The sequence below is a fragment of the Pseudomonas sp. S2_E01 genome (genome assembly GCF_054668365.1).
On record NZ_CP162762.1, the window covers coordinates 6,208,687 to 6,222,319 of the forward strand.

Annotated in this window: 12 protein-coding genes; 3 read left to right on the forward strand and 9 right to left on the reverse strand. The window is 58.7% G+C overall.

The window, feature by feature from the left end; genetic code table 11:
• Positions 1-101: 101 nt before the first annotated feature.
• From AB4O36_RS28640 to AB4O36_RS28675, 8 genes are all read right to left on the reverse strand, one after another.
• Positions 102-2,024, reverse strand: a complete 1,923-nt coding sequence (locus AB4O36_RS28640) for a PrkA family serine protein kinase (protein WP_460120329.1) — start codon at positions 2,022-2,024, stop codon at positions 102-104.
• 296 nt (positions 2,025-2,320) lie between these two features.
• Positions 2,321-2,650: a thiosulfate sulfurtransferase GlpE gene (gene glpE / locus AB4O36_RS28645; RefSeq protein WP_460140796.1), complete on the reverse strand. Its 330-nt coding sequence runs from the start codon at positions 2,648-2,650 to the stop codon at positions 2,321-2,323.
• A gap of 33 nt (positions 2,651-2,683) precedes the next feature.
• A complete protein-coding gene (locus AB4O36_RS28650) occupies positions 2,684-3,565 on the reverse strand; it encodes a symmetrical bis(5'-nucleosyl)-tetraphosphatase (protein WP_460140797.1) in 882 nt (293 codons plus the stop codon).
• Positions 3,565-3,945 carry a Co2+/Mg2+ efflux protein ApaG gene (apaG, locus tag AB4O36_RS28655; RefSeq protein WP_460140798.1) on the reverse strand — a complete coding sequence of 127 codons (381 nt, stop codon included), beginning with the start codon at positions 3,943-3,945 and terminating at the stop codon, positions 3,565-3,567. Before apaG ends, AB4O36_RS28650 begins: the two co-directional genes overlap by 1 nt.
• 123 nt (positions 3,946-4,068) lie before the next feature.
• Complete coding sequence (gene rsmA, locus AB4O36_RS28660; protein WP_460140799.1) at positions 4,069-4,887, reverse strand: 16S rRNA (adenine(1518)-N(6)/adenine(1519)-N(6))-dimethyltransferase RsmA; 819 nt, start codon at positions 4,885-4,887, stop codon at positions 4,069-4,071.
• Positions 4,884-5,873, reverse strand: coding sequence for a 4-hydroxythreonine-4-phosphate dehydrogenase PdxA (gene pdxA, locus AB4O36_RS28665; RefSeq protein WP_460140800.1), 990 nt, complete (start codon positions 5,871-5,873; stop codon positions 4,884-4,886). Before pdxA ends, rsmA begins: the two co-directional genes overlap by 4 nt.
• Positions 5,870-7,192 (reverse strand): peptidylprolyl isomerase SurA, encoded by a 1,323-nt coding sequence (gene surA, locus AB4O36_RS28670; protein WP_460120343.1) that lies wholly within the window; start codon positions 7,190-7,192, stop codon positions 5,870-5,872. Before surA ends, pdxA begins: the two co-directional genes overlap by 4 nt.
• Positions 7,167-9,965, reverse strand: coding sequence for an LPS-assembly protein LptD (locus AB4O36_RS28675; RefSeq protein WP_460120345.1), 2,799 nt, complete (start codon positions 9,963-9,965; stop codon positions 7,167-7,169). The genes surA and AB4O36_RS28675 overlap by 26 nt, the downstream gene beginning before the upstream one ends.
• Positions 9,966-10,095: 130 nt before the next feature.
• Between AB4O36_RS28675 and AB4O36_RS28680 the strand changes: the two genes are divergently transcribed.
• The 3 genes from AB4O36_RS28680 to AB4O36_RS28690 are packed head-to-tail and all read left to right on the forward strand — an operon-like array spanning position 10,096 to position 12,549.
• Entirely contained in the window at positions 10,096-11,115 is a 1,020-nt protein-coding gene (locus AB4O36_RS28680) for an aminoglycoside phosphotransferase family protein (RefSeq protein ID WP_460140801.1), read from the forward strand.
• The gene (gene murU, locus AB4O36_RS28685; RefSeq protein WP_460140802.1) at positions 11,112-11,783 is read left to right on the forward strand and encodes an N-acetylmuramate alpha-1-phosphate uridylyltransferase MurU; all 672 of its coding nucleotides are present in this window, start codon (positions 11,112-11,114) and stop codon (positions 11,781-11,783) included. Before AB4O36_RS28680 ends, murU begins: the two co-directional genes overlap by 4 nt.
• A gap of 1 nt (position 11,784) precedes the next feature.
• Positions 11,785-12,549 carry a TerB family tellurite resistance protein gene (locus AB4O36_RS28690; RefSeq protein ID WP_460140803.1) on the forward strand — a complete coding sequence of 255 codons (765 nt, stop codon included), beginning with the start codon at positions 11,785-11,787 and terminating at the stop codon, positions 12,547-12,549.
• 59 nt (positions 12,550-12,608) lie between these two features.
• Here the strand turns inward: AB4O36_RS28690 and AB4O36_RS28695 are convergent, their stop codons facing one another.
• Positions 12,609-13,601, reverse strand: coding sequence for an alpha/beta hydrolase family protein (locus tag AB4O36_RS28695; protein WP_460140804.1), 993 nt, complete (start codon positions 13,599-13,601; stop codon positions 12,609-12,611).
• Positions 13,602-13,633 lie beyond the last annotated feature (32 nt).

A 13,633-nucleotide genomic window follows, 5' to 3' on the forward strand; every position in this document is an offset into this window, starting at 1 on the left:
AGTTGTAAGCTTCAAGCTGCAAGTGGAAGCGCCTTCAACTCCCGAAACCGGGACTCAACCGCTTTTTCCTTGCAGCTTGTAACTTGTAGCTTGCAGCTGCTTCACTGAGATTTCCTGACTCGCAGGTACCATTCGGACAGCAGCCGTACCTGTTTGTCGGTGTAACCGCGCTCGACCATTCGTGTGACGAAGTCGTTGTGTTTCTGCTGATCCTCTTTGCTGGCCTTGGCGTTGAAGCTGATGACCGGCAGGAGGTCTTCGGTGTTGGAGAACATTTTCTTCTCGATGACCACCCGCAGTTTTTCGTAGCTGAGCCAGGTCGGGTTCTTGCCGTTGTTGTTGGCTCGGGCGCGCAGCACGAAGTTGACGATTTCGTTGCGGAAGTCCTTCGGATTGCTGATGCCGGCCGGTTTCTCGATTTTTTCCAGTTCTTCGTTCAATGCTACGCGATTGAGGATTTCGCCGGTTTCCGGGTCGCGGTATTCCTGGTCCTGGATCCAGAAGTCGGCGTAGAGCACGTAGCGATCGAAGATGTTCTGGCCGTACTCGCTGTAGGACTCGAGGTAGGCCGTCTGGATTTCCTTGCCGATGAACTCGATGTATCGAGGAGCCAGGTATTCCTTGAGGTAGCGCAGGTAGCGCTCGCGGGTTTCAGCCTGGAATTGTTCCTGTTCGATCTGCTGTTCCAGCACATACAGCAAGTGGACCGGGTTGGCGGCGATTTCGTGTGGGTCGAAGTTGAACACCTTGGACAGGATCTTGAACGCGAAGCGCGTCGACAGGCCGTTCATGCCTTCATCGACACCGGCGTTGTCGCGGTATTCCTGGATCGACTTGGCCTTCGGGTCGGTGTCCTTGAGGTTTTCGCCGTCGTACACACGCATCTTCGAATAGATGTTCGAGTTTTCCGGCTCTTTCAGGCGAGAAAGCACAGTGAACTGGGCGAGCATCTTCAAGGTGTCGGGCGCGCAGTGCGCCTTGGCCAGCGAGCTGTTGAACAGCAGCTTGTCGTAGATCTTCACTTCGTCGCTGACGCGCAGGCAGTACGGCACTTTGACGATGTAGATCCGGTCAATGAAGGCTTCGTTGTTCTTGTTGTTGCGGAAGGTGTGCCATTCCGACTCGTTGGAGTGGGCGAGCAGGATGCCGGTAAACGGAATGGCGCCCAGGCCTTCGGTACTGTTGTAGTTACCTTCCTGAGTGGCCGTCAGTAATGGGTGCAGCACCTTGATCGGCGCCTTGAACATTTCGACAAATTCCATCAAGCCCTGGTTGGCCCGGCACAAGGCACCCGAGTAGCTGTAGGCGTCGGCATCGTTCTGCGGGAATTCCTCCAGTTTGCGGATATCGACCTTACCCACCAGTGCCGAGATGTCCTGGTTATTTTCATCTCCCGGCTCGGTCTTGGCCACGGCGATCTGGTTGAGGATCGAAGGATAGAGTTTCACCACGCGGAACTGGCTGATGTCTCCACCGAACTCGGCCAGACGCTTGGTCGCCCAAGGCGACATGATGGTATTGAGGTAGCGCCGTGGAATGCCGAAGTCTTCCTCAAGGATCGCGCCATCTTCGGTGGCGTTGAACAGACCCAGGGGCGATTCGAAAACCGGCGAGCCCTTGATGGCGTAGAAGGGCACCTTTTCGATCAGTTGTTTGAGTTTCTCGGCCAGGGACGATTTACCGCCGCCGACAGGGCCAAGCAGATAGAGAATCTGTTTCTTCTCCTCCAGGCCCTGAGCGGCATGGCGGAAATACGACACGATCTGGTCAATGCATTCTTCCATCCCGTGGAAGTCTTCAAAGGCCGGATAACGCCGGATCACCTTGTTGGAGAAAATTCGCGAAAGCCGCGAGTTGGTGGAAGTATCCAGCAGCTCCGGTTCTCCGATGGCCAGCAAAAGTCGCTCGGCGGCGGAAACGTAGGCACTGCGGTCCGTTTTGCACAGCTCCAGGTACTCTTGCAGCGAGAGTTCTTCCTGGCGTGTGGACTCGAAGCGTTGTTGGAAGTGGCTAAAGATACTCATGACGTCACCTCGCTCGATACGTGGAGCCGACGCCGGATCACTCAGTCGATGCTGGCAGCAACCGAACAGGCAGTTGCTGTTTACCCCCCAGAAACCCCTCGCTACTGACAATTGCGAAGGCTACTCCCGATGATCCGCGCGCCGGTGTACCGGCTCTCCCCTGTTTTGGATGGCCTGCGCTTAAGGATAGTTGGGAATTCGGGAGGTAAAGGGCGGATACGTAATTAGTTGTGGCAGACCGTTCGTCTGGTGTCGCGCAAGCCCGCGGGAGCCGGGGCTTGCGTGTTACAAAAAAATTATTCGCCAGGGTCTTGGGATGTTTCTGTCGGGTAGGTCGTACGCCACAGCTCAAAACCGCCATCCAGGCTGTAGACATCCGAGAAGCCCTGGCCGACCAGATAGGCGGCCGCTCCCTGGCTGGAGTTGCCGTGATAGCAGACCACCACCGTCGGCGCGTCCAGGTCAGCACCCTGGACGAAAGCGTGGAGGGAATGATTGTCCAGATGCTTCGAGCCACTGATGTGCAGGGCGGCGAATGTCGCAGGGTCTCGGACATCGACGACCACCGCGCCTTTTTCGCGCAGGGCCTGGGCCTGTTCTGGGGGGATGCGTTTGAATTCGCTCATGGCGGGTTCCTGTGGCTCGGCTGAACGCGCAGTCTAGCGCTGGGCGCTGGCTGGCGTAGATACGGAAGTGGATGGGACGACTGGCGGCAGGGCATGGCCGTGATCGTCACATTTGCATTGAAGGCGCTCGAGGGTGTCGACGTTCATCAGGGTCATCGATCCACCCCAGACGCAACCGGTATCGAGGGCAAAGATTCCAGGCTCGCTACACCGGCCTTCAAGCGCTGCCCAGTGGCCGAAGACGATCTTCACGTCCTTGGTCTTGCGCTCTTTGTGGCTGAACCAGGGGGCGTAGCCGGGCAGGGCGGTATCAACGCCTTCCTTGCTCTTGAGATCCAGCTTGCCCTCGCTGGTGCAGAAGCGCATGCGGGTGAAATAGTTGGTGATCACTCGCAGGCGAGACACGCCTTTGAGGTTGTTGTCCCATTTCAACGGTTCGTTGCCGTACATGCCGTCGAGGTAAGGCGTCAGGCGGTTGTCGTCACGCAGCACTTCCTCGACTTCTGCCGCGTACTTGAGGGCCTTGCGCAAGGACCACTGTGGCGGGATGCCCGCGTGTACCAGGGCAATGTTGCGCTGCTCGTCGTAATGCATGAGCTTCAGCTGGCGCAGCCACTCAAGCAAATCTGCACTGTCAGGAGCCTGAATGATTTCGCGCAGGGTATCGGATTTCTTCAGGCGCTCGATGTTGTGCCCGGCCGCCAGCAAGTGCAGGTCGTGGTTGCCGAGCACGCACACGAGGGACTGGCGAATGCCATAAAGGAAGCGCAAGGTTTCCAGGGACTGTGGGCCGCGGTTGACCAGATCGCCCACGAGCCATAATTTGTCACGGATCGGGTCGAAGGCGACCTGCTCAAGCAAGCACTTGAGCGGTTCGAGGCACCCTTGCAAGTCTCCGACGGCGTACGTTGTCATCAGTGCAGTGCTCCCGGCACGGCCAGCCGGAAGGGGGCGATGATGGCGTCGAAGTGTTTCCCATCGTCGGCAATCATTTGATAGGTGCCTTGCATGGTGCCGACCTTGGTCGTCATCACCGTGCCACTGCTGTAGGTATGGTTATCACCGACCGCAATCAACGGTTGCAGACCCACGACCCCGGCGCCACGCACTTCCTCGACATGACCGTCACCATCAGTGATCACCCAGTGCCGAGACAGCAATTTGGCGGGTAATTCGCCATTGTTGTGCACGGTAATGGTGTAGGCGAAGGCAAAGCGGTTGTGCTCGGGTTGCGATTGTTCTGCCAGATAGCGGGTGACGACGCTGACGTCGACCTGATAACGAGGATCGGACATTCAAAAGGCCTTAAAAACGAAGCGGGACGCGGGGCGTAGCTGATGAGACTCAGTCTAGGCCAAGTATCGGGTAGTAAACCAGACATGATGGCTGGTGTCCTACCCGATGGCGTTCGAAGCCTGTCAGTCGGCGGCGGGCTTTTGCGGGGATTGTTCGCTGAGTTTGTCGGCCAGGCGCACGAAGGCGGCCAGGTCGAGCTGTTCCGGACGCAAGCTGCCGTCTACGCCGGCGGCAGTGATGTCGTCGCTGCTCAGCAGTAATTTGAGGGTGTTGCGCAGGGTTTTGCGGCGCTGGTTGAAGGCTTCGCGCACGACACGCTCCAGCAGGCGATGATCCTTGGCCGGATGCGGCAGGACGGCATGCGGCACCAGGCGAACGATGGCCGAATCAACTTTCGGTGGCGGGTTGAATGCACCCGGCCCGACATTGAACAGGTGCTCTACACGGCAGTGATACTGAACCATGATCGACAAGCGACCCCAGTCGCCGCCGCCAGGACCCGCAGCGAGGCGCTCGACCACTTCCTTTTGCAGCATGAAGTGCATGTCACGGATGATCCCTGCGTTGTTGAGCAGGTGGAAAATCAGTGGCGTGGAGATGTTGTACGGCAGATTGCCGACGACTCGCAGGCTGTTCGGCGCGGCGTTCAGGCTGTTGAAGTCGAACTTCAACGCGTCGCCCTGATGCAGGTTGAAATTGCTCTTGCCGGCGAACTGCTGGTTGAGGATCGGGATCAGGTCCTTGTCCAGCTCCACCACGTCCAACTGGGCTCCGCTGCCCAGCAAACCCTGGGTGAGGGCACCCTGACCTGGGCCGATTTCCAGCAGCCGGTCATCGGGTTTGGCATGAATGGCGCGCAGGATGCGGTCGATAACGCCGGCATCGTGCAGGAAGTTTTGGCCAAAGCGTTTGCGCGCCTTGTGTTGGTAGTGCTCGGTCATAAACGGGTCTCGGCCATCTGGTAGGCGGTTTCCAGGGCGACCTGCAGGCTGCCGGTGTCGATCTTGCCGCTGCCGGCCAGGTCCAGGGCGGTGCCGTGGTCGACTGAGGTGCGGATGATCGGCAGCCCCAAAGTCACATTGACTGCCGCGCCGAAACCTTTGTATTTCAGTACGGGCAGACCCTGATCGTGGTACATCGCCAGCACCGCGTCGCAGTGCTCCAGATATTTTGGGGTAAACAGCGTGTCGGCTGGCAGGGGACCACGCAGGTCCATGCCGTCGCCGCGCAGGCGCTCAAGGGTGGGTTCTATGATGTCGATTTCTTCATGGCCCAGGTGACCGCCTTCACCGGCATGGGGGTTGAGCCCGCAGACCAGGATACGTGGCTGGGCGATGCCGAATTTTTGTTGCAGGTCGGTGTGCAGGATCCGCGTGACCCGCTCCAGGCGCTCCGGCGTGATTGCATCGGCAATGTCGCGCAGGGGCAGGTGAGTGGTTACCAGTGCCACGCGCAAGCCGCGAGTGGCGAGCATCATCACCACCTGTGCGGTATGCGTCAGGTCGGCAAGAAACTCGGTGTGGCCGGAAAAGGCGATCCCCGATTCGTTGATCACGCCCTTGTGCACCGGCGCGGTGATCATGCCGGCGAAATGCCCGTCCAGGCAGCCCTGGCCTGCGCGGGTCAGGGTTTGCAGAACGAATGGGGCATTGACCGTATCGAGCTGGCCTGCCGTCACGGGCGCCGCGAGCGGCGTGTCCCAGACGTAAAGGCTGTTAGCTGGCGCGGGTACATTCGGCCAGTTGTCCGGCGTCACCGATAGCAAATCGACGGCCACGCCCAGCTGCGCGGCCCGCTCAACAAGCAGGTCGCGGCTGGTAATGGCAATCAGGGGGTGTGGCTGGGGTTGCGAGGCGAGCAACAGGCACAGGTCTGGACCGATGCCCGCTGGTTCGCCGGGTGTCAGCGCGAAACGTTTGGGTTTCACTGCGCTGCCTGGTCTGCGCCAGGAAGTTTGATTTCTACATAGGCTTCGTCACGGATCTGACGCAGCCAGGTTTGCAGCTCTTCGTCGTACTTGCGGTTACGCAGCACGGTCATGGCTTGCTGCTCCCGCGCCTGGTTGGTGCTGTCGGTAGCGCGACGGCCTAGGACTTCCAGTACGTGCCAGCCGTATTGGGTCTGGAACGGCTTGGACAACTGACCTTGCGGGGTCTTGGCCATCACTTCGCGGAATTCGGGTACCAGTGCATTTGGATCGATCCAGTTCAAGTCACCGCCGTTGAGGGCGGAACCCGGATCTTCCGAATAGCTTTTGGCCAGCTCACCGAAATCTTCACCCGCCTCGATGCGGCTGTAGAGTGACTCAACCAGCGCCTTGGTTTTTGCCTCGTCGCGGATCGGGCTTGGCTTGACCAGAATATGCCGCACGTGAACTTCGTCACGTGTCTGGGTTTCGCCGCCACGCTTGTCGAGGATCTTCAGGATGATGAAACCGCCCGGGGTGCGCATCGGCGGAGTGATATCACCGACTTTCATGGTGCTCAGCATACGATCGAACGGAGGTGGCAACTGGGCAGCCTTGCGATAGCCCATGTCGCCGCCTTCCAGTGCGGTTTCGCTGGCGGATTTGGCAATTGCCATTTGACCAAAGTCAGCGCCTTGCTGCAGTTGCTGGTAAACCGCGTCTGCCTGTTTGGCTGCATTCTGAATCGCGTCGGAGTTGGCGCTTTCCGGCGTAGGGATCAGGATGTTGGCCAGGCGGAACTCTTCGGACAGCTGCATTTTACCCAGGTCAGAGGCGAGGAAGTTCTTCACTTCTTGCTCGGAAACCTGAATGCGCTCGGCCACACGACGCTGGCGCACACGGCTGATGATCATCTCGCGACGAATCTGCTCGCGAGCGTCCTCGTAGGACAGGCCATCACGCGACAGTGCGGCGCGGAACTGTTCAAGCGACATGTTATTGCGCTGGGCAATGGTGCCAACCGCCTGGTTCAGTTCTTCGTCAGTGATGCGAATGCCGGAACGTTCGCCGATCTGCAGTTGCAGGTTTTCGACGATCAGGCGCTCCAGCACCTGCTGGTCCAGCACGCCGGCCGGCGGTATGGCAGAGCCGCGCTTGGCGATGGTTTGCTGAACTTCATGAACACGCTGGTCCAGTTGGCTCTGCATGACCACATCGTTATCGACAATGGCCACCACTTTATCGATGGACTGTACTGCGGCATTCGCCGCAGTACCCAGGAACAGCGCGCCCAGTACGAGCGGGCGCAGACAATCAGAAAGCTTGGTCTTCACGTTCACGATAACCTTGGATGCCTTTGTCGAGGAAGCTCTCTACTTTGGCGCCGGTGAGGCCGCCGAGACCTTTCAGAACGATTTGTAGGAAGACGCCGTGGTCGCCTTTTTCGTTTTGTGGCGCTTCCTGACTGAATTCGTCGTAGGAAACCCAGTAACGGTTGATCAGGCGCAGTTTCCAGCAGCAATTGTCGTACTCAAAACCACCAAAGGCTTCCAGGGTACGGTTGCGGTTGTAGTCATACTGCCAGCGGCTGATGGCGTTCCACTGCGGCACGATCGGCCAGATAACCGAGAAGTCGTGCTGCTGGATCTTGTAGTAGTCCTTCACGTAGCCAGGTTGGCCCGGTGTGCCGTAGTCACCACCACCCACCGACCATTTACCGGTGTTCTGGTCGTAACGGACCTGGTCATTACGATAGCGATAGCCGGCGTTGATGACCTTGTTCGGGTTGTCTTCTGGCTGGTAATGGAACATCGCGCTGCCGGAGCGAGGGCTGCGGCTGTCCGGGTCCCAGTTGTAATCGGCAGTGGTGCGCCAATCACGGTTCCAGCGGTATTCGTATTCCAGCGCGTAGGGCGAAACGTCCGACTGCGAGTCTTTGCGGGTTCGTGCATCGATACCCGGCAACTGTACTTTGCGGTCTTTAAAGTAGTAGGCCTGGCCCACGCTGATGCGCTGACGTTCGAAGCCATTGTCTTCGATCCAGCGGTTGGTCACACCCAACGACAGTTTGTTCTCGTCACCGACGCGGTCAGATCCTGAGAAGCGGTTGTCGCGGAACAGCGACGAGTAGTTGAAGGTGTACTCGCCGGTGTCGAACACAGGGATATCGCTCTGGTCTTTCTCCGGAACATAGAGGTAGAACAGACGAGGTTCGAGGGTCTGGCGATAGTCTTTGCCGAACCAGTTGGTGTTGCGATCGAAGTACAGGCCGCTGTCAATGCTGGCAATCGGCACGCCACGGTTCTGGTTGCTGCTGAAGGTGCCGTTGAGGCGATTGCCTTCGGCGTCCTGGCCGGCGATGTCGGCTTTGCCCTGTGCGTCGAGATCCAGTTGGTACTGGGTGTATTGATACTTGAGCGATGGCTTCACGAAGCCATAGGTCCAGTTCATTGGCAGGCTGACACCCGGCTTGAGGTTCAGGCGGTCACCGTTGGCACGAGCCAGGCCGAACACGTTGGTGTCCAGGCGAGGCGACAGTGTGCCATTTTCATCGGAGAACTGACCGGTCTTCAAGTCACGATCAAACCGTACGAGCTCGGTCTCGTAGTCGAAATTCAGGCCGTTAGGGTGCATCGGCAACTGACCAACGAAGGTGATCTGCGGCAGACGATCATACGGAGTGATATTCGAAACGGTCGCCAGTTGATAGGCCTGTGCATTTATGCGAGCGGTATAACTGTCGCCACGGTAGCTGACCGAGCCCTGCTGGTTGACGTAGTCCTCACTTTTCACGCCAATCTGGTCAGTCTGCAGATCCTGGAAGTAATACGGATCGCTGATCTTGGTGTAGTCAACCTGGGTGTAGACGCGAGAGTCCAGACCACCCTGGTGCTGCCAGTTGTACATGTAGCGGGTTTTTTCGTAGTCGGTCTGCTTGCTGCGATCGGTATCCTCGTCGTTGAGGTACGCGGCGCCGAACTGACCTTCGCTGGACTTGGTCAGGTAGCGGAACTCGCCTTCCATCAACAGGCCGCGCTTGCTCATGTAACGCGGATACAACGTGGCGTCGTAGTTCGGTGCCAGGTTGAAGTAGTACGGCGTGACCAACAGGAAGCCGGTATCGCTGCCGCTGCCGATGGTCGGCGGCAGGAAGCCGGACTGGCGACGGTCGTCGATCGGGAAGTAGATGTACGGCGTGTACAGGACTGGAATGTCCTTGACCCGCAGTGTCACGTTGGTCGCGGTACCAAAACCGGTGGCCGGGTTCAAGGTGATGTTGTTGCCCTTGAGCTGCCAGGCGTTACTGTTCGGTTCGCACGTGGTGTACGTACCATCCTTGAGGCGGATGATCGCGTTCTCGGCACGCTTGGCGTACAGCGCATTACCGCGAATACGCGACTTGTGCATCACGTATTCGGCGTTGTCGACCTTGGCTTCGCCGGTGTCGAGTTGCACTTCGGCGTGGTCACCGACGATCAGCGCGCCGTTGTCGCGAATGCGCACGTTGCCGTCCAGTTCACCACGGCTTTCAGCCTGGTAGAGGTTCGCTTCGTCGGCTTCCGCCTGCATGCTGCCCTGGCGAAGGACCACGTCGCCGGCGAGGGTAGCAATCTGCTCATCCTGCTTGTAACGCGATGCCTTGGCGCCGACGAAGGTCGGGGCGTCACTTTTATTCGTCTTGTCATTCATGCCAGGACGAATCGGTTCGATATAGGAACCAGAGCAGTAAGGACCGGTTTCGGCCAATTGCGCTGCGGTGAGCTTCTCGCGCGGAACCCAGTCAAGGTGGCTGTAGTCTTCGCTACGGGACTTGAGGCCGCGACCTTTTGATTCGGTAACCAGCACAGGCTTGGTGCCTGTTTCTTCGCTTGAGCCGGTCTGCGCCGGAGCGTCGCCACTGGAGCTGACTGCGCTGCCGTCATGGACGGGACGCGGTGGCAATGCCGCCGCCGGCGTCTTGGGCGCACAGTCCCAGGCACCCGAAGCAGAGACGGAGCAGTCATACTGTTCCGCAGCGACCACGTACGAAGTGGCTAAAGGTTGCAGGGCCAGCAGACTGCCGGTAACCAACAACGGAAATTTTTTACGAAACGCGGGGGATTTCAATGCCATCTTATTAGTCCGGGCTTCCTGCGTGCCATCTGCCCGCGGTGTGGGCCGCACGCCTCTCGATGGTCTGAAAAAGATGCTGGATAATAAAGCATGACCCGCTTGACGGCTAGGGCCGTCGGAGACCCTTGTAATGCCTGACCAAGATGTACGTTTGCAACACCTGAAAGTTTGGCTCGATGAGCAATTGGCGGTCCTCTTTGCAGAGCAGGGTTGGGGCGCCGTACCCCCGGCCACGTTGACTGCGGCCAGTAGTGACGCGAGTTTTCGACGCTATTTCCGGTGGGAGGGAGCGGGAAGAAGTTTTATCGTCATGGACGCTCCTCCACCCCAGGAAAACTGCAAACCCTTCGTGGATATCGCTTTTTTATTGGCGAAATCCGGAATAAATGTGCCGAAAATTTATGCCGAAGACCTCGAGCGCGGGTTTCTTTTGCTCAATGACCTGGGCAACAAGACGTATCTGGACGTCATTGACAATGAAAATGCAGACGGTTTGTTCAGCGATGCGTTGCAAGCCTTGCTCGCTTTTCAGCAGTTGCCGATGGTTGCGCCGCTTCCCAGTTATGACGTAGCGCTGCTGCGTCGCGAATTGGAGTTGTTCCCCGAGTGGTACGTGAAGCGCGAGTTGGGCATAGAGTTCGACCCGGCTCAACAAGTGCTCTGGGATAACTTGACGCAGTTGTTGATCGACAGTGCCCTGGCCCAGCCCAAAGTGCTGGTTCATCGCGACTACATGCCGCGCAATCTGATGCTCAGTGAACCCAACCCCGGCGTGCTGGATTTCCAGGACGCGGTCTACGGCCCCGTGACCTATGACGTCACTTGCCTGTTCAAGGATGCTTTCCTCAGTTGGCCGGAAGAGCGGGTGCTCGGCTGGTTGGAAAATTACTGGAAGCAGGCCGCTACCCTGGGCATTCCGGTACAGCCTGACTTCGAGGACTTCCTGCGGGCCAGCGACCTGATGGGCGTTCAGCGTCATTTGAAGGTCATCGGCATTTTCGCCCGCATCTGCCACCGTGACGGCAAACCACGTTACCTGGCTGACGTGCCGCGATTCTTTGCTTATATAGAGGCGGTGATCGCTCGCCGGCCAGAACTGGCCGAACTGGATGTGCTACTTCTCAGTCTGCGTGCCGGAGCCAATGCATGAAGGCAATGATTCTCGCGGCTGGCAAGGGGGAACGCATGCGCCCCCTGACACTGACGACACCCAAGCCCCTGGTGCGAGCCAACGGCGTTCCGTTGATCGAGTATCACCTGCACGCACTGGCTGGTGCAGGATTCACCGACATCGTGATCAACCATGCGTGGCTGGGTCAGCAGATTGAAGACTATCTGGGTGACGGCTCACGGTATGGCGTGAACATTGAGTACTCGCCGGAAGGTGAGCCGCTGGAAACTGGCGGCGGAATCTTCCGTGCGTTGCCGTTGCTCGGCGATGAAGCGTTTGTGGTGGTTAATGGCGATATCTGGACCGATTACGATTTCAGCGTGTTGCACCAGCCAATCACCGGCTTGGCTCATTTGGTGCTTGTGGATAACCCGCTTCATCACCCGGGCGGTGATTTCCTGCTGGTCGATGGTGAAGTACAGGACGGTCAACCGAAAGGGTCGAACCTGACCTACAGCGGTATCGCTGTGCTGCATCCGCAATTGTTCGATGGCTGTTCGGCCGGAGCGTTCAAGCTGGCGCCGCTGTTGCGCAAGGCGATGGCTGAAGGGCAAGTGACTGGGGAGCGGTTGTGTGGTCGTTGGGTGGATGTCGGCACGCTCGAGCGACTTGCGCAAGTCGAAACCTTGATCGAATCGGGTCGCTGACATGTTGTGGCCAGGGACTCTGATTGGAGCCGGAGCAGGCTTTTTTGTCGCCAGCATTCCGGGGGCCTTGCTTGGCGCTTTACTGGGCCAGGCACTGGATCGACGCTTGCAATTGCACAGTTGGGCGCAGTTGCGCGAAATGCTCGGTGGTCGGTCGGCCCTGCGTAACGATGAATTGTTATTCGTGCTGCTGGGGCGGTTGGCCAAGAGTAACGGAAGGGTGATGGACGGCCATATCCAGCAGGCGAGACGGGAAATGGAGTCGCTGGAGATGACTGAGGCGGCCAGGCAGCGGGCCATCGCGGCATTCAACCGGGGAAAGTCAGGTCATGACCCATTACGCCGCTACCTGCGCCGACTGAGTGTTCAGCCTCATGCGGCCGAGGGCGTATTGCGCGCCTGCTGGCGAATGGTCTGGGCTGACGGTCGCGCCGGTACTGCCGAGCGCAAGCTGATCGCACAATGGGGCAAGTGGCTCGGCTGGAAGTCATATCAGGTGCAGGCACTGGCGGCGGATTACGAGCCCGCCAGACGCTCAATGCCCAACAGTACCCAGGTTTACAAGGACGCCATGCAGTTACTGGGGGTGGCCGCTGACACAGAGCCGGCGCAGATCAAACGCGCCTATCGACGCATGCTCAGTCGGCATCATCCCGACAAGGTCGCCGGCAGCGGCGCCACGGCAGCCCAGGTGCGAGAGGCCACTGATATGACGCGTGAATTACATAGTGCCTACACGTTGATTCGTCAGAAACGGGATTTTTAGCAGGGAGATTGTTGGTGCGCCCATCGCGAGCAGGCTCGCGATGGAGGCGACTCGGTCTATCAATCCGTTTGGGACTGAGGATTCAACCACCCTCGCACCCGACGCACCAATTGTTCCTGTTGGTCTTTATCGTTGCCCGGTATCGTCTTGAGCGACACCTGGCTGTATGCCGACGCCTTCAGGCGCTTGCTGGCCTGCAAGCGTTCCAGCGCTGCGTTGCGATCCAGCCGCTTGTCCATGTAGAAGATGTCGGCCGTTGGCAGTTTCAGGGTTGGCGTCAACTCCACCAGCTCAGGCTTCACCGCCGTGGGTGCCTGGGCCGCAACCATCACGAACTTTTCCACCTGCGAGGGCTGTTTCTCGCTCAGATAACGCGCCGCCCAATAGGCGCCCGTGCCATGGCCGAGCAGCACGATGCTGCGAGCGCTTTGTTGTTCGGCGTAGGCCATGGCGGCATCGATGCGTGCGAAGATCCGCTCGGCATCGGCTTTGGCTTGTTCGTCGCTGGTTTCGACAACCGCCTTGTCAACCATATCGGTTTCACCGCCGGCCGCCTGCTCGATGGGGGCGGCAGTGGTCGAGTCCTTGCTGCCGACATCAGGCGCTTTTACCGTGGAAGGGACTTCGATAACCCGGGGCGCGATGACATCGCTTTGTTGATCGGGCAGAGTGATACTCAGGCTGCTCCACTGCGCGTCCGGAAGTTTTTGGCGCAGTGGACTGATTGCTTGCGGCCAGTCAACGGTTTCACCGGCGCCCGGGATGATAATGACTGCACCCTTGGGTTCGGCAGTGTTGGCCGGTTTCCACAAGGCCAGAAACGTATCGCTGCCGGCCTGCAGTTGTTGCTGTTCCTGCGGCGGGATTTTTCGTTCAAGTGCTGTCGATTCTTCCTGGCTACGCTCAAGCAGCGGCTGACGTTCCACCGGCTTCTCGTCGGCGGGTTGTTGCGCAGCAGCGGGTGTCGGGTCAGCGGCCTCGACGGAAAAGGCACAAGGCAGGATCAGCGACAGGCACAATGCTGGCAGTGCCAGGCGAAAGACAGGGGGCATCGGATATTCCAGGCCAGAAGTTATTCCGGCAG